The following is an 18539-nucleotide window of genomic DNA, read 5'->3' on the forward strand; positions in this document are numbered from 1 at the left end:
AGACAACTACACATTCCCTGTTTTATCTTTCTTAGAAAAATTGAAATGAAAGCACTTCCTCATAATTAGAAGCATTAATGGTCAATACCAATTCAAATCAATCTGTTTCGTTGATTAGTACAATACGACCAGTTACTTGGCCACACTTCAAGTCATCGAGAGCTTCATTGACCTTATCCATAGGGCGGATTTCAATCGGCATCTGAGCGATTTTTCCAGCACGTACCATTTTAATGAGTTCCCGCAACTGTTCAATTGTTCCTACATGGCAACCGCGAATAGTCATTGCTTTTTGTGGCAACCAAGGCTGCGGCATTTTAAAATCCCCGCCATGCAGGCCCACTACCACGTAGTGCCCTCCCTTGATTATGGCATGTACCGCCAATCTGGCAGTTGATGCCACTCCGACCGTGTCAAGCACATCAGTAAGCTGGTTGTTCGTGATTTTTCTGAGTTCATCAATTACTTCGGCATCTTTGGAGTTCAATATAGCCGCCGCTCCCATTTCTCGAGCCGCCATGAGATTTTCATGATTGATGTCAACTGCGACGATATTTTCAAATCCGAGTGCCTTTGCGATGGCAATTGCATTGAGGCCTAATCCACCAACCCCCATCACTGCTAACCAGCTATCTTGATGAGGTGGGCCGAGATTACCAAGGGCATTGTAAACTGTAAGTCCGGAACAGGCATGACTGGCCACAAGGTTTGGGTCTAGTCCATCGACATTGACTAACACAGTAGCATCTTCAACCAGGATGTGGGTCGCATATCCGCCATCCTGAACCAGTCCGATTATCCGCATTGCCATACAGTCATTGGTACGGCCTTCTTCACAAGCACGGCAAGAACCACATCCAATCCAGGGAAAGACAAGCATTTGTTGGCCCACCAATGAAAAGTCAGCATCAGCCCCGGTTGCAATCACCTTGCCAACATTTTCGTGGCCCAATGTGCGTGGAAGTTTCATGCCACGATCCGCCATTCGCATGATACCCTCTTCACCGAGGTCGAATTCACCTTCGATAATGTGCAAATCAGAATGACAAACCCCTGAACGAAGTATCTTCAGCAGCACTTCGGAACCCACTGGTTTGGGGATATCACCAGTTACTTTTTCGAGCGGCTTGCCAAAATTTGTGAGATCAAAATGTGAAAACTTGTTCATGTCATTTTCCTATCAAAATCATACGAAAAATTGATCGCGGGCTTAGCCCTAGAAAGCCTTCCATGAAGGTTTTCTTTAGGCAGCCAGTATGCAAAGTCTTTTCGGAGTTTTATTAGACCATCCACGTCAACATTGGTAGAAAGCCCCATCGATTCGAGCATGTAGACTGTGTCTTCGGTAGCAATGTTGCCAGTTGCTCCCGGAGCAAAGGGGCAGCCACCAAGACCGCCAAGTGCAGCATCAAAGGTTCGAACATCAGCCTCGAGCGCGGCTGTCACATTGGCGAGCCCCATGGCTCTTGTGTCGTGGAAATGGGCTGCCAACGGCACATCTGAAATTTCCTGCCGAACTTTTTCGAACATGCTTCGGACCTGCTTCGGGTTACCGTATCCAACCGTGTCCGCTAATACGATTTCTCTAGCACCTTTCTCAGCAAGCAAAGCGGCAATTTCAACTACTCGTTTTTCTGGAACATTTCCTTGCAACGAGCAGCCGAATGAAGTGGCTATTGCAGCTACAACACTTGTTTCCGGGTGACGCTCTTGTTGCCAAACATGAATCTCCGATAGCCTTTCTATAGATTGGTTGGTACTACAACGCGCATTGGATTGGTTATGCATCTCAGACGCGGAGAGTACAAAACATATCTTTCTAGCTCCGGCTTCCATTGCTCGTTGTGCACCCTTTACATTCAGCGCCAGCGCTGACGCAGTTAGGCAATCAATTGAGTTCGCATATTCTACAATTTCTGCTGCGTCAGCAAATTGCGGCAATAGCTTTTGCGGAACAAAAGAGGTTACTTCAATATCTGAAAACCCCAACGAAGCTTGCCGAAAAATCCATTCTTTTTTTTTGGAAGTTGAAACAAAGTAATCAACGAGTTGCAATCCGTCGCGCAGGCCAACTTCACGGACAACAACGCATTCTCTCATGCCCTATCGCCCCCTGAACTCCGGTTTACGCTTTTCAATGAACGCGGCAACGCCCTCGCGCCTGTCTTCGGTTGGGATGGTTCGATTGTACGCTTCGATCTCGAACGCAAGTCCATCTATCAAACCCATCTGCAACCCCTTATGAATTGATTGTTTGGCCTGCCGCACCGCTATTGGTGCATTCGCCGCAATTGTGCTTGCCATCTCAATTGTCTTGGGGAGCAACTCATCAGCAGAGAGGACTATATTTACCAGCCCCCAGTCATGGGCTTGGGCTACAGAAAATGGCTGGCCTGAAAGAATAAGTTCCTTTGCACGGCGCTCACCAACTGCCCGAGCAAGTAACTGGGTTCCTCCGACACCTGGGATAATGCCAAGCCGGGTTTCTGTCTGAGCAAATTTAGCATGGTCAGCCGCATATATGAAGTCCAGTGCACAAGCCAACTCGCAACCACCTCCGAACGCTGCCCCATTGATCGCGCCAATAACCGGTGTCGGGCATCCGACGATTGCGCGTACCATGCGCTCATAAACCAGATGCTGATTACCCCATTCCTGATCACTCATACCGTGGCGTTCTTTCAAGTCACCACCAGCGCAAAAAGACCGCTTCCCGCTGCCTGTTAATATGATAGCGCGAGTGTCACCCGGATCGAGCGCCAACTCTTCAAACAATTCTATCAGATCACGCGCCATCATTGTATTGAGGGCATTGGAAGTATCTGGCTTGTTCAAATGAACAAGTAACACATGCAAAGCTGGTTCGCTGATTTTGAGGGTTTCATAATTCTGCTTCATCTAACTTTCTTCGATCAGATGTTCAGGATAGTCTCAAATAAAATATGGTGATTTAGAATATCGCAGAAAGTTATCGCTGGTATATCGCCATACGCAATTAACTCTGTAAGTGGGTTTGCCAGCTGCCTTCTTCCCGCATTTTTTTGGCAACAGAAAAAATGGATTTAACCACAACTTCCGTCACCCGAGATTTTAGGCTGGTGTGGGACCGTGCCAAGATTAGTTGACGTTCTGCACGTTGAGGCATTATTCGCCGCACTTCAATTTTTTCCATCCGGACAAGATTTGACAGGCTAGAAACTGGCATAAACCCATGACACATTCCGCTAGCCACCATTGAAACAGCAATTCCGAAGCTATCCACTTGGAATTCCGGTTCCAAAGAAACGCCAGCCGAAGCAGCAATCTTATCTATAATCAATCGCGGTCCGAATGGTCTGTTCGGCAAAGCTAAAGGCAAATCTGCAATATCCTTTACATCAATTTCATTACTGGGCGGAAGGCTGCCGGGTGGGCTCATCAGACCAATTTCTTCATGGAATAATTGATTTGATTGGAGATGATAGGACGAAGCCGGACCGTAGAGAAAACCGGCGTCAAGTTCACCCGTCTGGAGCCATTCAACTAGATTTACCGAATAGGCCTCTTTTACATAAAGCTTGATGTTGGGATGTTTTTCCCGGACATATTGCAGCAGTTGAATCGAGAACTCGTTGATGATCGTCGGAAGCACGCCGAGTTTGACTTCGCCGTGAATAGCCTTGTCGAGCGACCTAACCTCAAACACTGACTGTTCCAGCTGACGAAGAGGCCCGGAGATGCGAGCTAGTAGTATTTGCCCGGCATCAGTCAAGTCCATTCCCCGAACATGGCGTACAAAAAGCTCGGTTCCGACGGTTTTCTCAAGCAATTTGATTTGGCGTGAAAGTGCCGGTTGCGCGATCCGTAACCTATCTGATGCCCGGCTTAAAGCTCCGCTCTCAGCCACGCAAATAAAAGTTTTCAACTGACGCAGGTCCATGCATAATCCTTACCGAATTGGTATACCTATTATATAAGCATTGTTATTTTTTTATATTACTATCAGAGCTTAGTCTACAAAGGTCATCGTTATTTTGGATTGCCTGGTGGAAAAAGCATGAGCTTGAACAGAGAACTGGAAGATATACTCGTGGTTTCCATTGAACAGGCAGTAGCCGCCCCCTATTGTGGTCTTCTGCTGGCGGATGCTGGGGCACGGGTAATCAAGGTTGAACGTCCGGGAGGTGATTTCGCCCGTAGTTATGATGCGGGATTAAATGGCGAGAGTGCAATTTTCGCTTGGTTAAACCGGGGCAAAGAATCAATTTGCCTCAATCTGAAGACAAACACCGATATGCAACTCATACTGCGGCTTTTGAGCAAGGCGGATGTGTTTGTTTCAAACCTTGCACCGGGCGCGGTTGATCGAATGGGACTGGATGGTGAGACTCTTAGAAGGTCAAACAAGGGTCTTATCACCTGCCAGATTACAGGGTACGGCAAGTCAGGCAAAGCTGCGAAAAAGAAAGCTTATGATTTTCTGGTTCAGGCGGAAAGCGGGTTATGTTCAGTAACCGGGACACACGAAAACCCTTCCAGAGTTGGCATGTCCCTCGCAGACCTTTCCTCAGGGCTGACATCTTTTTCAGCTATTTTGAGAGCACTGATCCAACGTGGTAAGACCGGAACGGGTTCAGATATTTTCGTCTCAATGTTTGACGTAATGGCCGACTGGATGAACATGTCACTTTTGGCCCAGCGCTACATGGGTGGCGCACCAAGAAGATCCGGCCTGCAACACAGTTTCATTGCACCGTACGGTGCTTTCACCTGCAAAGGCGGAGACCAAGTTTTACTTTCAATCCAAAGCAATCGCGAATGGTCCGTGTTCTGTCAGCAGGTTCTTGCACAACCGGAACTGGTTGATGATGCACGTTTTGAAAACAACCCCGAAAGATACTCAAATCAGCGAGAACTTGACGCTCTTATAAATACACATTTTTCAAACCACACATCTACTGAAATCATTGCAAAGCTAGATGAAGCAAAAATTGCAAATGCGGCTCTTAACAGTGTGGCAGAACTTTCTGATCACCCGTTTTTGAAAAATTCCCGCGCAGAATACAATGGCATAGAGCTGGAAATTGCCCGCCTCCCTGTTAGTTCAGAGTCGACAGAAACTTCTCATGTTCCATCCTTTGATGAGCATGGCCAATCCATCAAAAGCGAATTTGGTAAACAGCATGAAAAAATATCAGCAATACATAAACGGTGAATGGATAACACCATCATCTGGAGAATATTTCAACACGGAAAACCCATATACAGGCAAGGTTTGGGCAAGAATCGCCCGCGGCAACACAGATGATGCAGATCGTGCAACTAAGGCAGCCAAAGCTGCATTTGAAGGCGAGTGGGGTGAAATGCGTCAGACACACCGGGGCAAACTGCTCACAAAACTTGCTGAAATTATAGAGCGTGAAGCAATACGACTGGCGGAGCTTGAGGTGCGTGACAATGGCAAACTGATTGCTGAGATGGGAGTGCAAACCAAATACCTAGCTGAATGGTACCGCTATTTTGGCGGATTGGCCGACAAAATCGAAGGAACTGTGTTGCCATCTGACAAACCTGGTATCTTCAATTTCACGCGTTACGAGCCATTGGGCGTGGTTGCGATGATAACTGCATGGAACTCCCCGCTTCTCCTATTGGCCTGGAAACTGGCTCCGGCACTTGCATCTGGAAACACAGCGGTGGTGAAACCCTCTGAGTTTACATCTGTTTCTTCTCTTGAGTTTGTGGAACTGATTAAAGAAGCCGGAATTCCAGATGGCGTTGTAAACTGCATCACTGGTTTTGGACTCGAAGTGGGGGCTCCACTGGTCGAGCATCCAGACGTTGCGAAGGTAGCATTCACAGGTTCTGATTTTGCTGGCCAGAAAATCTATGAAAGTGCTGCAAAAAAGATAATGCCGGTAACGCTGGAGCTTGGCGGTAAATCTCCTAACATTGTATTTGAGGATGCTGACTTTGAAGCGGCGGTAATGGGAGCGATATCCGGCATTTTTGCTGCTACTGGCCAGACTTGCATTGCGGGATCTCGACTGTTGGTCCAACGCTCTATCCATGACCGGTTTGTTGAGCGGCTGGTTGAAGTTGCTGGTGAAGCAAAGATCGGTGACCCAATGTCAATGGATACCCATGTGGGGCCAATTACAACTCGGCCACAATATCAAAAGGTTTTGGATTATATAGAAATTGCAAAAAGAGACGGCGCAACTTGTGTGTTAGGGGGGAAACCTTACAGCGGAAAAGGGGTAATGGGCGATCAGTTTGTAGAGCCCACAATTTTCACAGGAGTTTCCAATGAAATGCGGATTGCACAGGAAGAAGTGTTTGGTCCAATCCTTTCGATCATTCCCTTTGACACCGAAGAAGAGGCTATTTATATCGGCAATGATATTGTCTACGGTCTTGCAGCGGGTGTTTGGACCTCGGATATCGGGCGGGCATTCAGAATGTCTGAAAAACTAAAGGCCGGTACTGTGTGGGTTAACACCTATCGCGCTGTAAGCTTCATGTCTCCGTTCGGCGGATACAAACGCTCAGGCCAGGGACGTGAGAGCGGCCAAGAGGCAATCAAGGAATTTCTTCAAACGAAATCAGTGTGGATCGCAAAACAAACAACTACGGCCAATCCGTTCATAATGCGTTAGGGCGTCTGATGAATTACGAACTCAATCACCAAGAAATTCGCGATGGTGTCGCCCGGCTCTGTGAAAACTTTCCTGGAGAGTATTGGAGAAAGTGCGACCGAGAACAGACCTATCCAGTTGATTTTGTCGAAGCGCTTAGTGATCGCGGTTATCTCTCCGCGCTCATTCCAGAAGAATATGACGGGCTAGGCCTTCCGATATCTGCTGGTGCGGCTATTTTAGAAGAAATTCATCGTGCAGGATGCAACGCTGGTGCTTGTCATGCCCAGATGTATACAATGGGCACTTTGTTGAGACATGGTTCGGATGCGCAGAAGAATATGTATCTGCCCAAAATTGCGGATAGTTCACTGCGTCTGCAGGCATTTGGTGTTACAGAACCAACAAGCGGTACGGATACAACAGCGCTAAAAACCCGAGCCAAGCGCGACGGTGACAAGTATGTTGTTAACGGTCAGAAAATCTGGACCAGTCGTGCCGAATACTCTGATCTTCTGCTGTTGCTTGCCAGAACCACGCCTTTAGAAGCGGTTGCGAAGAAGACGGATGGCCTTTCGGTATTTCTGGTCGATATGCGCGAAGTGCTAGGAAAGAGCCTCACTATTCGTCCTATACGTACGATGATGAACCACGCAACGACAGAGTTGTTTTTTGATAACATGGAAATCCCTGCCTCCAGTCTAGTTGGCAAGGATGGAAAGGGTTTTCGTTACATCATGTCGGTGATGAATGTGGAGCGCATGTTGATATCGGCCGAGTGCATAGGTGATGCCAAGTGGTTTCTTAAAAAAGCAGTAGATTATTCAAATGAACGGGAGGTGTTCAAAAGGCCGATTGGCCAAAATCAGGGCATACAGTTCCCTATTGCGCGCGCCTATTCTCAAATGCGTGCCGCAGAACTGATGGTCAATCAGGCAATCGCAAAATATGAAGCTGGCGAAAACCCTGGTGAAGAAGCAAACCTTGCAAAACTGCTGGCAGCGGATGCCAGTTGGGCTGCTGCAGAGGCCTGTATCCAAACCCATGGTGGTTTTGGCTTTGCCGAGGAATACGATATTGAGCGGAAATACCGCGAGGCACGGCTCTATCAAGTTGCGCCAATTTCCACCAATATGATCCTATCCTATGTGGCAGAGCATGTACTTGGCATGCCGAGATCTTATTGATGTCAATCACAGATCAATTTGTAGACTTTATAACCGCTGCACCTGTGGAAAATGAAGCCGCATATCACATTACCAGTCTTTCCCTTCTGGATTGGGCAGCGGTTACCATTGCCGGAATGGATGAACCGATTGCGAACATCATTCGCTCACTTGTTGAAGAAGAATGTGGTACACAACAGGCTTATGCAGCCGGGTTAAGTCAACATGTTCCCGCGCGTGCTGCAGCACTTGTTAACGGGACAACTTCCCATGCACTTGACTATGATGATACGCACTTCTCCTATATTGGCCATCCTTCCGTTGTTGTGTTTCCCGCAGTTTTTGCCTTTGCCGACAAGATTGGTAGTGATATGGTTTCCATTAAGGAAGCCGCTTTGATTGGTTTGGAAACGACTACCCGAATCGGAGTTTGGCTTGGGCGAACACACTACAGGACTGGGTTTCACATAACCGCTACAGCCGGTGCCATTGGGGCGACCGCAGGATGCTCCAAACTTCTTGGATTTAGCGCCGAGCAAACCCGGACGGCATTGTCGCTTGTCGCTTCAATGGCATCAGGCGTCAAAGAACAATTTGGGACTATGGGAAAACCATTTCATGCCGGGATGGCTGCGTCCTCTGCGGTTGAAGCGTGTTTGCTGGCTGAAAAAGGAATTGTATCTGGTTTCGATGCACTGACTGGTGTTCAGGGTTTTGGTGCTACTCATCACAGTGAAGAAAATTCCTTTGCATGCGATGGTTTGGGTAAGGACTGGTTATTTACTGACGTAAGTCACAAGTTTCATGCTTGTTGTCACGGGACTCACGCTATGCTTGAGGCACTCGCACTTATCAAAAATGCGCACTCATTTGCCCTAGAAGAAGTTGAATACATCGAAGTGTTTACCCATCCCCAATACCGCAATGTTTGCGACATCAAAAGCCCTGCCACTGGAACGGAAGCCAAGTTTAGTTATCGATTAATCGCGGCCATGGGATTATCGGGAATTGAAACCGCTCGTCCGGACTGTTTCTCGGATGATCTCTGCAATATTCCAAATTTGATAAGATTGAGGGATCTGACGAATGTCATAACCGATGACTTACTTTCCGATACCCAAACAAAGGTCACTGTAAACCTATCAAATAGTCGTAAACTTCGATCCGAATACGATCTACTGGATCTTAGGGCCCCACATGAACGCGAGGCAAGAGTAAGAGCCAAGGCAGCGAGTTTGTTGGGTAGGGCAAGAGAGGAGCATCTATGGCAGATTATCGGCAATGTCTCTCTTGCAAAACCAAGTAGATCTTTTTGCGCATCATTGCTGGGTGTCTGTTGTCAGGGTTTTTCGGACTGGTGAAGTGTTTTCCTAACGGAGGCTCTGGTTCAGTTTCTGTTTGAGTTTAGGCTGCAACGGATTGATGTTGCAAGCGTCGCTTCTGGAGTGTCTGTTTTTTGATTTCCTTTCTCATTTTCAGGATTTTGCTACCCTGCCCATAGTAGACGTCTGCAGGCGTAAGGTTTTGTAAGCTCTCATGGTAGCGAGTATTGTTATAATGATCGACAAATGCGCCTATCTGCCTTTCAAGATCCCCCGGCAGGTAGTAATTCGTACCCGTTTGGTCTGGGGGCTCTGGCGCGGATCGATGGGTTGAGTTACGCTGCTATTGCAGCGTAAAGCCACGGGAGGAGCTCGTTGAGACGTGTGATTTTGTGGTCGGCGAATTGATCCCGAATATGAGCCAATAAAACCATATCCGTTCTCTGACTTTGGTTGATTGGTCGTGTGCGATAGGCGCGGTAACCACGTGCACTGACATTCATAATATGACACAGACGATTGATTGGAAGCGTGCCACGGTGTTCTTCGATAAACTTAAACCTCACGGTTTTTGCTTCGCGAAGAACTGTGTTGCCTTTTTTAATATTTCCCTCTCCTCACGAAGCATGCGGACTTCTTTTCGCAGCCGTTCGTTTTCGTGAATCAAATCAATTTGTGGCTCAGGCGTAGAAACTGTATCGCGTTCTTCTTTGATCCAGCGGCTCAGTGTCGAAAAACCAATCCCAAAGTCCGATGCGACCTGCTTACGGCTAAGCCCACTTGTTAATGCTACGCGCACAACTTCCTGTCTAAATTCTGCTGTTGGTTTGTTTCCCATGTGTATTCTCCTTTAGTGCATAATATGCGGTTAAAGGAGCGGCACAATTCCGCGACAGGTCCACCAATTCAGATGGGGAGGCTCAGCGAATGGAGCGGGCCAGTCGGACTTGGTCTATTGGAAAGGGATTTTTCACCTGTGTTAAGCTTGAAATTGGGTTCAAGCGAGGCGAGACGCCGAAGCGCAAAATAAAAGCGGCATGACATGCCACCAATTAACCGTCAGGGATTACCCAGAGAGAAAAGTTACTAACCTCGAAATCACAGCTTATCCTTTGACCTGATGAATGAAAGTTATTCAAAGGTTTCTGAAAGGTGCGAATGAGATAGGTTTCCGATAGTGTGAGCTTTGGGTTCCCGATAGTGCAAATATGCGCCATGAATAATTCATGGCCTTGCTACCTGAGTGACACCCACAGAGAGATTTTTTCATTCTCGACATTTCGGACGTGGTTCCTGAGGATGACACCGCGTCCATGGAACACCCCCTGTTCTCACTGGCGACCAAGCCAGACATGCGCCATCTATCAAATCACCAGATTGGGCGTAAGAAAAAGGCCGCGAGATCGCCCGTGAAAAAGGCTGGCATTATCACGCCCTGTGCTCAAACTGGTTGGAAATGGCGACAGAGGAAGCCACCACAGGCAACCCTCCAAAGAACGCCGGTGCGGCCTTCATCGGATATTGCAACAAGCAGTATACCTTTCGTTAACACCTACAAACTAGGAGTACCTACCATGCGATTTCTCGATATTGTATATAAAACACTCGTCATATTCGTCTTCTTCAGCGCGACTTTTTTATCTGTCTTTGGGGGCGATTTTGTATCAAATGGCTGGCGCATATTCTATGCCATCATGTCAATACTCAGTGCTTGGCAAATCTTTTTTAGTAGAGAATAGACACTTTAAATCGGAGGGCTTCCGACGAAATCACACCGATCATTAAGAGCCTGTTCAAAAAGTTCATTTGCCAGATACCCTTCTCTCTCTAATTTATTTATTGCATCGGCGATCTGCGAGGCTAAGGAGTTTGTGCGAGATATATTTTCATACTTAAACGAAGAAAGTATGTCTTTCAATTCACTAATTGCCGCGCCAGCGCCACCCCCCCAAATAGCAATACGACCGATCCTTTTTCCAGCCTTTTTCGGATCAAATCTTCGAATAAAATTTCTTATTTTGGATGTCAGTTTTCCAAAATAACCGCTTACCACCGCTAAAAATAAAGCTTCCTGTGTCGCAAGAAGTCTATCGGACCCCGGAGCCGATTCAAGTTGCGACTGGAGTCGCGAAATATTATCTGCAAGAGATTCGAGGCGTCGATTGTTTGCATCAATATCCCGCTTTATCTGCCGACAATTATTGATCCTAGCATCCTTCTTGCTGAGGACAGGTCTACCCGTAGCCTTCACGACAGCATCTTGCAGCGTTCTACCACGAAATTCGTATTGCATTGCAACTCTCCAAATAAATTTACGTTGACGGTAATTCTCTGCGGTTAACAAAGCAGAAACCATGCGTGCGGTGCTATCTACGGCCCCCCTAAGCGCGCTCACAAACCCTGCTTAGGCTCGCCTTCCCGTTGGTCAGTCAGTACGGCCAGTGCTTGCCTATGGTCGGCACTCTGATGCTCTGCCTGTTCCCGTAGCGCCTCGATTTGATCTGTGAACTGCTCGCGCTCGCGCTCGGCATCCATGCGGTCGATCTACCCACGAAGCATCTTAAATTCGATTTCTAGGGCGCTGTTCTAGCTGTTTTTTTAGATTGTCCAAAGGGGGCGGTTTCGGTTTTAGCCGTGGTTTTAAACCAGTTTACGGCAAAACCATCCAATCAGGGAAGGGCGTGGGTGTTTTCTGTCCACTACTACGGTTTTGGCTTAGTCGGATTGAAGCCTTCTGGTGAAGACCGATCTATCGGGCTTCATTCACGAAAGCCCGTAGACGGCCTTACTAATCGTAATTGGAATGAGCCCCATCATTCATGAAAATTTTATGCTATCCAAGGGCTATTCAAGTCGTAGGATGAATATCAAAATGGCTATTTGCAAACTTTCAAATGCGTTGACTGATGCTCTCAAGCATTATGAATGGGTAACTGGCGAAGTATTTGCTAAAATCCCAATCCTCAAAATTCACAAAGACCTGAGTTTTTGGGCTATGGTCAAACCTACAGCAAGCACTATTGAATTACATGTTAATACTGGAATAACAGCCACATTAGAAGAGCTGTGGATGCAAGCATGGGGATCGTCGATATTAACACTGCCTGACGGACAACGCATTATCGCGCAATCTGATGATTATGCGATTGAGCATATGGTTCACTTATCTTTGGTTTGGTTCATGTTGCACGAATTGATGCACATCCAACTATCTCACTTTTCAATTGTACGACAGGCTTCACTGGTCAGAATATAACAATCAACAGGTGATGATGAGGTTTTTCTCATCTTCTCAAACAATTCGCTAAATCCGATCACCAAAAAATACGCCAATGCATTGAATTGCAGGCGGACTCTGAAGCAACAGATTTATTTTTAGAACCTTATTCGCGTGCCTATTGGGACATTTTACGAATGAGATGTGCTGCAATTTGCGCTGTTATGGTACTAATAGAAAAATCTTCAGCACAAAGTCAGCTCATCAACACCCATCACCCAATGGCGACCACCCGTTTTTTCACGCTCATTGGTCACTTATTCCAGATGATGCTCTATCCCAAGGCAGAACAGCAATTTAACGGCGCTGTGATGGGGCAAACTGCCAGCAAAGCCAAGGTCAATGCAGAAACCGCCCATCAAAATGGGTTGAGCAAAGCCAGAGAAAGCTTTGCTGGCCGCTTGCTTACGGATGCGCAATTCAACGAAGCCATTCACATCACAGAAATTCTAGAGCGCGAGATTTATAAATCGGGCAGTTTCAAAGACAAGCTTGGGAATTACGCCTATGCCATGGGGCGCTCGGAAAATATGGACCCCAAGCGATTGGAAACGACCCTTCGTGATTTATACCGCGAGCGCACGGGGCAAACCATGTTCCAGCTGTGCGAAAGCCTCAAAGAGCGCGAGGCCGCCGTACAATCGAAAGCCCAGGACATCGCCCTGAATGCGGCTCATGAGATTGAGCCCATGATGGCCAATGGTGACAAGATCAACTTCAATCGCGCTCTTGCGGAAAAAGCGCAAATGCTGGCCGATGACTATGGCGTGCGTGACAATCACGCCAAAAAGCTGATGGCCGATGCCTTTGTTGCCGAACAACGCGCCATAGGCGTTGAAACACCGCTGGAGCTGCGCGATTGGGGCAAACAATTGGATGAACACTATTATCGCCCCCAGATTGAACAAGAAAAGCAGGCGCGCGCTGCCGCCAAGCAAAATCAGGACACATCAGCGCGGTCGTTCAGCCGCCGCTCATGACCATAGATTCTGGCCTGCCAGACACGCAAAATACCCTGCAACCGATCAGGCAGGCTGTCCCGAACCCTCAAAGACCGAAAGCCGCAAAATGACACGAAAACCACCCCATAACCACGGACATGATCCGACACCCTCCATCACCATCGACTGGGATTTTTATGCCCAGTTTCTTGAAGATGTGGATATGAGCGATGATGAAACGCTTGAATTTCTCCAAGCCCTTGTTTCCATCGTGATCGGCTTTGTTGATCTTGGCTTCAATGTCCATCCTGCACAACTGGCAACGAAAGATGCTTTTGCAAAAAACCAGACCTGTGGGTCGATTGCAGATAGAACGCCAAATCTGCCGCTTGATGTGCTAGGGTCACACCATGCCAATCACACATCAAAGAATGACGCCACGACTGCGAGGTCTAAATGACTGACACTAATCAAAAAGCCCTGATCTATTGCCGCGTGTCCTCCAAAACACAAGAAGAGGAAGGCCACGGGCTGCAAAGCCAAGAAACCCGTTGCCGCGAATATGCGGCGAACAAGCGCTATGGGGTTGAGGCTGTCTTTCCCGATACCATCACTGGCGGCGGTGATTTTATGAAACGCCCTGGTATGGTGGCGCTTTTGTCCTATCTCGATGCCCAAAGACCAAAAGAGCCAACTGAAAACTATGTGGTCATCTTTGACGATCTCAAACGCTTTGCGCGGGATACGCGCTTTCATCTGGATTTGCGCGATGCGCTACGTTCACGCGGGGCCACCATTGAATGCCTGAACTTCAAATTTGAAGACACGCCCGAAGGCGAATTCATCGAAACCATCATGGCCGCGCAAGGGGCATTGGAGCGCAAGCAAAATGGTCGTCAAGTTGCTCAAAAAATGCGGGCCAGAATGCTGGGTGGCTATTGGATACATAATGCGCCTGCTGGTTATAAATATGAAACCCGAAAAGGCCATGGCAAAATACTGGTGCGAGATGAGCCTCTTGCCACCATCGTCACCGAAGGATTTGAAGGCTATGCCTCTGGCCGCTTTGAAACACAGGCCGAGGTCAAACGCTTTTTTGAAACCAAGCCTGATTTTCCACGCAATAACAGAGGCATAATTACTCAACAGCGTGTCACGGATATTTTGACCCACCCGATCTATACGGGCTATATTTGTTCCGAGAATTACCAGATTGATTGGCTCAAAGGCCATCACCCCGCGCTCATCTCACTCGAGACCTTTGACAGGGTGCGAAAACGCCGCAAGGGCCCCGCCAAAACCCCCATGCACCAGAATATCGGCAAGGATTTTGCCCTGCGCGGCTTTGTGACCTGCGGGTGCTGCAACACGCCGCTGCGCTCTTCCTGGTCCAAAGGCAATACAAAACACTATGCCTATTATCTGTGCCAGACGAAGGGCTGCGAGGCCTATGGCAAATCCATCCCCCGCGATAAAATCGAACGGGAAGTCGGCCAGATCATCAAAGCGCTTGAACCCAGCCCGACCTTGATTGAGCTGACCACCGCCTTGTTCAAAGACATCTGGACTCAACGTGTCAAACAAGCCGAAAAAGCTCTGGCCTCCGCCAAAAGCCAAATCAGAGCGATTGAAAAGCAGACAGAATCCCTGCTCATGCGCATTGTTGATGCAAGCTCACCAACGGTCATTCGCGCCTATGAGGTCAAAATCGCAGATTTAGAGCAAAATAAGCTCAGATTGGCCGATCAGCTGGCAAATTACACCAAACCATCAAACAGCATGGACGAAAAACTAGAACTCGCCCTGCAATTCCTCGCAAACCCTTGGAAACTATGGGAAACAGGTGAGATCACCCTGCGTAGAACAGTGCTGAGACTGGCCTTCAAAGACCGTCTGCAATACCACCTAAAAAAGGGAGCTAGAACCCCTTATTTATCATTACCTTTCAAGGCCTTAAGGGGTAATTTTTCTCAAGAATTCTGTTTTGGTGCCCAGGAGAGGACTCGAACCTCCACGTCCATAAGGACACTAGCACCTGAAGCTAGCGCGTCTACCAATTCCGCCACCTGGGCAGGTGTCTTGAGGTCGGCGTTTAAACGCGCAGTGAAGCAGAGTCAACGGTATGGTGGAGCAAAATATAAGCTTAGGCCGGGATCTCTATTGGTCAGCGCTGCAGTGCGTAAAGCCGTTGGTTCACAGAGCGCGGTCTGCTAAAAGCCGGATATGAACCAATTGCTTGAAACTGATCTTTATGGCCCGATAAAGGCTCTGTTTGAGGCCAATGGGTTTGAGGTGAAAGCCGAAATAGGCGCGTCGGATGTTGTCGCCATACGGTCAGGCGAAGATCCGGTGATTATTGAATTAAAGCTGGGGTTTTCATTAACTCTACTGCATCAAGCTGTTGCCCGGCAATCGATAACCGAGCGGGTTTATGTGGCCGTTCCAAAATGGAAAGGCAAAGCGGGCTGGAGTGCCTTTAAACGAAATACCGGACTTTGCCGGCGTTTGGGGCTTGGGGTGATTGCCGTGGATATTGCCAGCGGCGCGGCCGACATTCGCTGTGATCCTGCGCCCTATGCGCCGCGTAAATCAAAATCAAAAAAGGTGGCATTGAAGGCGGCATTTGAGCGCCGCAAAGGCGATCCCAATCTCGGCGGAACGCAGCGCAGCGCATTGGTCACCTCGTACCGGCAAGAGGCGCAAAGATGCGCTTTTTATCTGCTGGACCATGGCCCCAGCAAAGGCGCAGATCTGGCCAAATCGGTAGCGGTGGCGCATGCAACGCGGCTGATGGCGGAAAACTATCATGGCTGGTTTATCCGCGTTGCGCGCGGGATTTATGATCTGTCAGACCAAGGGCGTGAAATGGCCAAAGACCTTAAGGCGTCAAAAGCTTAGAGCGCTTGGCCAACTGCGCCAATTTAACCGGATAACCAACTTGTCTATTGGGCTTATACTGGATACATCTGGGCCAAAGTGAAAACCAGCAGGATCTTATTTGATGTCTAAACTTGTGACTATTTTCGGCGGATCGGGATTTGTAGGGCGCTATATTGTGCGCCATATGGCGAAAGAGGGCTGGCGCGTGCGGGTGGCTGTGCGGCGGCCCAATGAAGCTCTGTTTGTAAAGTCCAATGGCGCGGTTGGTCAGGTCGAGCCGGTATTTTGCAATATCCGCGATGATCGGTTGGTGCGCGATGCGTTACAAGGGGCCGATGCGGTGGTCAATTGTGTAGGCACATTTGATGTCGGCGGAAAGAACAGCTTTGACGCGGTGCAGCTTAAAGGCGCCGAACGTATTGCGCGGATCGCAGCTGAAATGGATATTGCCAACATGGTGCATCTTTCGGCCTTAGGCGCTGATGAGAACGGTGACAGCGCTTATGCCCAATCAAAGGCGGCGGGTGAGGCGGCGATCCTTGCACATATTTCCGATGCCATGATCCTAAGGCCCTCGGTCATCTTTGGAACCGAGGATCAGTTCTTTAACCGCTTTGCGGCAATGTCCAAATTTGGGCCGATCTTGCCGATCGCGGGCGCGGCCAGCCGTTTTCAGCCGGTTTATGTTGATGATGTGGCGCAGGCTGCTGTGCGCGGTATTTTGGGTCAGTCCCCGGGCGGCATTTATGAGCTTGGCGGCCCGGATGTGGCCAGCTTGGGCGATTTAATGGGCCAAATGCTTAAAATCATTCAACGCCGGCGCTTGGTGCTAAACCTGCCATTTTTTGCCGCGCGGCTTATGGCACTCGGCTTTGATAGTGCGCAAACTCTGAGCTTAGGCTTGTTCCATAACGGAATTTTGACCCGTGATCAGGTCAAACAACTGGCCCAAGACAATGTTGTATCCGAAGCGGCTAAAGGGTTTGCAGATCTTGGTATTGAACCGACACCGATGGCATCCGTGCTGCCTGACTATTTGTGGCGTTATCGTCCATCTGGGCAATATGCCGAGATTAAGGCCTCGGCTGGAAACCTGCGGTCAGATAGCTAAATGGCCGCTTTGCAGGACGGTTTGTAATGTATATCGGGATTGCGCTTTTATGCCTTTCCTACATATGCAGCCAGTTTTTTCGCAGCTTTTTAGCCGTTTTAACTAGTCAATTATCGCTAGATCTCGGTGCCACTGCAGATCAGTTGGCGTTGGCATCAGGTCTTTGGTTTCTAGCTTTTTCGGCGATGCAAATTCCAATCGGGTGGGCGCTTGATAAATTTGGTCCGCGGTTGACAGCAGGTTTGCTGTTTATATTGGGCGGCGGTGGCGGTGCGGTAATTTTTGCAGCCGCTCAGGCCGTCTGGCATGTACATTTGGCGATGGTGCTGCTTGGGGTTGGGTGCGCGCCGGTTCTTATGGGGGCGTATTTCATTTTTGCCCGGCTTTATCCGGCAAAAGTTTTTGCCACTTTGGCGGCTGTGATGGTTGGCGTTGGCTCGCTCGGCAATTTGGCTGGATCAGCGCCTTTGGTCTATGCGGTACAGGCGCTGGGATGGCGCGAAGCCATGGCAATTATTGCAGCTCTGTCCGTACTGATCGGGGCAGGTTTACTTTTGTTTGTGCGCAACCCCGAACCCTTGACGGGCAAAGCCGAGGGAAGCTTGCTTGATTTGCTGCGTCTGCGGGCGCTTTGGCTTATTTTACCGTTGATGCTGATGAGTTATGCGCCGGCTGCCGGTTTGCGCGGTGTCTGGATTGGGCCCTATTTGACAACAGTGCATGGCGCAGGCCCCGATGCCGTTGGCCGGGCTGCGATGATTATGAGTTTGGCAATGATCTTGGGTACGTTCCTTTATGGCCCCTTAGATCGCATTTTTAAAACCCGCAAGTGGGTGGTTTTTGGCGGCAACGCTTTGGGCGCACTGTGTTTGGCGGTTCTTAGCTTTTCCCCACAAATTGGATATACTGGCGCTGTTACGGCTTTTGCGCTCGTTGGGTTTTTTGGAATGTCCTATCCAGTGCTGGTGGCGCATGGGCGCAGCTTTGCACCGGCTCATTTAACCGGCCGTGGGGTGACTTTGATGAACCTGTTTAGCATCGCGGGTGTCGGAGTTTTTCAGGTCATCACCAGCCGCTTGCACAAAGCTGCTGTGGCCAAAGGCGGGGTAGGGGCCAATGTATATGAACCGCTGTTTCTGCTCTATGCGTTTGCGCTTTTAGTCGGCGTGTTGATTTACGCTCTGTCGCAAGACCGGTTGGATTAACCAATATTTTGCTTGGGTAT

At 48.7% G+C, this 18539-nt stretch carries 18 protein-coding genes, 1 tRNA gene and 1 pseudogene; 12 read left to right on the top strand and 8 right to left on the bottom strand.

What is annotated here, in order from left to right:
• Positions 1-97 precede the first annotated feature (97 nt).
• From GN278_07410 to GN278_07425, 4 genes are all read right to left on the bottom strand, one after another.
• Positions 98-1168: an alcohol dehydrogenase catalytic domain-containing protein gene (locus tag GN278_07410; GenBank protein ID XAT60651.1), complete on the bottom strand. Its 1071-nt coding sequence runs from the start codon at positions 1166-1168 to the stop codon at positions 98-100.
• The gene (locus GN278_07415) at positions 1165-2100 is read right to left on the bottom strand and encodes a hydroxymethylglutaryl-CoA lyase (GenBank protein XAT60652.1); all 936 of its coding nucleotides are present in this window, start codon (positions 2098-2100) and stop codon (positions 1165-1167) included. The genes GN278_07410 and GN278_07415 overlap by 4 nt, the downstream gene beginning before the upstream one ends.
• 3 nt (positions 2101-2103) lie before the next feature.
• Positions 2104-2898, bottom strand: a complete 795-nt coding sequence (locus GN278_07420; GenBank protein ID XAT60653.1) for an enoyl-CoA hydratase — start codon at positions 2896-2898, stop codon at positions 2104-2106.
• A 97-nt stretch (positions 2899-2995) separates the two neighbouring features.
• Positions 2996-3919, bottom strand: coding sequence for a LysR family transcriptional regulator (locus GN278_07425; protein ID XAT60654.1), 924 nt, complete (start codon positions 3917-3919; stop codon positions 2996-2998).
• 117 nt (positions 3920-4036) lie between these two features.
• Here GN278_07425 and GN278_07430 point away from each other — a divergent pair, with 117 nt between their 5' ends.
• From GN278_07430 to GN278_07445, 4 genes are read left to right on the top strand one after another with little or no spacing between them, the layout of a single operon-like run.
• Positions 4037-5194 carry a CoA transferase gene (locus tag GN278_07430; protein XAT62588.1) on the top strand — a complete coding sequence of 386 codons (1158 nt, stop codon included), beginning with the start codon at positions 4037-4039 and terminating at the stop codon, positions 5192-5194.
• On the top strand, positions 5163-6638 hold the full coding sequence (locus GN278_07435; GenBank protein ID XAT60655.1) for an aldehyde dehydrogenase family protein: 1476 nt from the start codon (positions 5163-5165) through the stop codon (positions 6636-6638). Before GN278_07430 ends, GN278_07435 begins: the two co-directional genes overlap by 32 nt.
• 8 nt (positions 6639-6646) lie before the next feature.
• On the top strand, positions 6647-7804 hold the full coding sequence (locus tag GN278_07440) for an acyl-CoA dehydrogenase (GenBank protein ID XAT60656.1): 1158 nt from the start codon (positions 6647-6649) through the stop codon (positions 7802-7804).
• Positions 7804-9144 (top strand): MmgE/PrpD family protein, encoded by a 1341-nt coding sequence (locus GN278_07445; GenBank protein XAT60657.1) that lies wholly within the window; start codon positions 7804-7806, stop codon positions 9142-9144. The genes GN278_07440 and GN278_07445 overlap by 1 nt, the downstream gene beginning before the upstream one ends.
• A gap of 296 nt (positions 9145-9440) precedes the next feature.
• On the opposite strand, the gene GN278_07450 is transcribed toward GN278_07445, so the two are convergent.
• Complete coding sequence (locus GN278_07450; protein ID XAT60658.1) at positions 9441-9671, bottom strand: hypothetical protein; 231 nt, start codon at positions 9669-9671, stop codon at positions 9441-9443.
• Positions 9668-9943, bottom strand: a complete 276-nt coding sequence (locus tag GN278_07455) for a transposase (GenBank protein ID XAT60659.1) — start codon at positions 9941-9943, stop codon at positions 9668-9670. Before GN278_07455 ends, GN278_07450 begins: the two co-directional genes overlap by 4 nt.
• Before the next feature lie 475 nt (positions 9944-10418).
• On the opposite strand from GN278_07455, the gene GN278_07460 reads away from it, so the two are divergent.
• A complete protein-coding gene (locus GN278_07460) occupies positions 10419-10844 on the top strand; it encodes a hypothetical protein (GenBank protein ID XAT60660.1) in 426 nt (141 codons plus the stop codon).
• Positions 10845-10849: 5 nt separating this feature from the next.
• Here the strand turns inward: GN278_07460 and GN278_07465 are convergent, their stop codons facing one another.
• Positions 10850-11398, bottom strand: a complete 549-nt coding sequence (locus GN278_07465) for a hypothetical protein (protein XAT60661.1) — start codon at positions 11396-11398, stop codon at positions 10850-10852.
• Between the two features lie 579 nt (positions 11399-11977).
• On the opposite strand from GN278_07465, the gene GN278_07470 reads away from it, so the two are divergent.
• The 4 genes and pseudogenes from GN278_07470 to GN278_07485 all read left to right on the top strand — a co-directional run bounded on the left by GN278_07470 (position 11978) and on the right by GN278_07485 (position 15294).
• Positions 11978-12361: a hypothetical protein gene (locus GN278_07470; GenBank protein ID XAT60662.1), complete on the top strand. Its 384-nt coding sequence runs from the start codon at positions 11978-11980 to the stop codon at positions 12359-12361.
• A 185-nt stretch (positions 12362-12546) separates the two neighbouring features.
• On the top strand, positions 12547-13362 hold the full coding sequence (locus tag GN278_07475; GenBank protein ID XAT60663.1) for a hypothetical protein: 816 nt from the start codon (positions 12547-12549) through the stop codon (positions 13360-13362).
• A gap of 88 nt (positions 13363-13450) precedes the next feature.
• Positions 13451-13783, top strand: a complete 333-nt coding sequence (locus GN278_07480) for a hypothetical protein (GenBank protein ID XAT60664.1) — start codon at positions 13451-13453, stop codon at positions 13781-13783.
• Positions 13780-15294, top strand: a pseudogene (locus GN278_07485) (resolvase). Before GN278_07480 ends, GN278_07485 begins: the two are co-directional and overlap by 4 nt.
• A 14-nt stretch (positions 15295-15308) precedes the next feature.
• On the opposite strand, the gene GN278_07490 reads toward GN278_07485, so the two are convergent.
• A tRNA-Leu gene (locus GN278_07490) sits at positions 15309-15395 on the bottom strand.
• 151 nt (positions 15396-15546) lie between these two features.
• Between GN278_07490 and GN278_07495 the strand changes: the two genes are divergently transcribed.
• The 3 genes from GN278_07495 to GN278_07505 all read left to right on the top strand — a co-directional run bounded on the left by GN278_07495 (position 15547) and on the right by GN278_07505 (position 18519).
• Positions 15547-16221 carry a hypothetical protein gene (locus tag GN278_07495; protein XAT60665.1) on the top strand — a complete coding sequence of 225 codons (675 nt, stop codon included), beginning with the start codon at positions 15547-15549 and terminating at the stop codon, positions 16219-16221.
• A 103-nt stretch (positions 16222-16324) separates the two neighbouring features.
• Positions 16325-17314: an NAD(P)H-binding protein gene (locus tag GN278_07500; GenBank protein XAT60666.1), complete on the top strand. Its 990-nt coding sequence runs from the start codon at positions 16325-16327 to the stop codon at positions 17312-17314.
• A gap of 26 nt (positions 17315-17340) precedes the next feature.
• A complete protein-coding gene (locus tag GN278_07505) occupies positions 17341-18519 on the top strand; it encodes an MFS transporter (protein XAT60667.1) in 1179 nt (392 codons plus the stop codon).
• The last annotated feature ends 20 nt before the right edge of the window (positions 18520-18539 follow it).

It is taken from the genome of Rhodobacteraceae bacterium Araon29 (assembly GCA_039640505.1).
Lineage (GTDB): Bacteria > Pseudomonadota > Alphaproteobacteria > Rhodobacterales > Rhodobacteraceae > CABZJG01.

Coding starts and splice junctions, on each gene's coding strand:
- GN278_07410 (XAT60651.1), bottom strand. CDS start 1,168: ATGAACAAGTTTTCACATTTTGATCTCACAAATTTTGGCAAGCCGCTC.
- GN278_07415 (XAT60652.1), bottom strand. CDS start 2,100: ATGAGAGAATGCGTTGTTGTCCGTGAAGTTGGCCTGCGCGACGGATTG.
- GN278_07420 (XAT60653.1), bottom strand. CDS start 2,898: ATGAAGCAGAATTATGAAACCCTCAAAATCAGCGAACCAGCTTTGCAT.
- GN278_07425 (XAT60654.1), bottom strand. CDS start 3,919: ATGGACCTGCGTCAGTTGAAAACTTTTATTTGCGTGGCTGAGAGCGGA.
- GN278_07430 (XAT62588.1), top strand. CDS start 4,037: ATGAGCTTGAACAGAGAACTGGAAGATATACTCGTGGTTTCCATTGAA.
- GN278_07435 (XAT60655.1), top strand. CDS start 5,163: ATGAAAAAATATCAGCAATACATAAACGGTGAATGGATAACACCATCA.
- GN278_07440 (XAT60656.1), top strand. CDS start 6,647: ATGAATTACGAACTCAATCACCAAGAAATTCGCGATGGTGTCGCCCGG.
- GN278_07445 (XAT60657.1), top strand. CDS start 7,804: ATGTCAATCACAGATCAATTTGTAGACTTTATAACCGCTGCACCTGTG.
- GN278_07455 (XAT60659.1), bottom strand. CDS start 9,943: ATGGGAAACAAACCAACAGCAGAATTTAGACAGGAAGTTGTGCGCGTA.
- GN278_07460 (XAT60660.1), top strand. CDS start 10,419: ATGGAACACCCCCTGTTCTCACTGGCGACCAAGCCAGACATGCGCCAT.
- GN278_07465 (XAT60661.1), bottom strand. CDS start 11,398: ATGCAATACGAATTTCGTGGTAGAACGCTGCAAGATGCTGTCGTGAAG.
- GN278_07470 (XAT60662.1), top strand. CDS start 11,978: ATGGCTATTTGCAAACTTTCAAATGCGTTGACTGATGCTCTCAAGCAT.
- GN278_07475 (XAT60663.1), top strand. CDS start 12,547: ATGGTACTAATAGAAAAATCTTCAGCACAAAGTCAGCTCATCAACACC.
- GN278_07480 (XAT60664.1), top strand. CDS start 13,451: ATGACACGAAAACCACCCCATAACCACGGACATGATCCGACACCCTCC.
- GN278_07495 (XAT60665.1), top strand. CDS start 15,547: ATGAACCAATTGCTTGAAACTGATCTTTATGGCCCGATAAAGGCTCTG.
- GN278_07500 (XAT60666.1), top strand. CDS start 16,325: ATGTCTAAACTTGTGACTATTTTCGGCGGATCGGGATTTGTAGGGCGC.
- GN278_07505 (XAT60667.1), top strand. CDS start 17,341: ATGTATATCGGGATTGCGCTTTTATGCCTTTCCTACATATGCAGCCAG.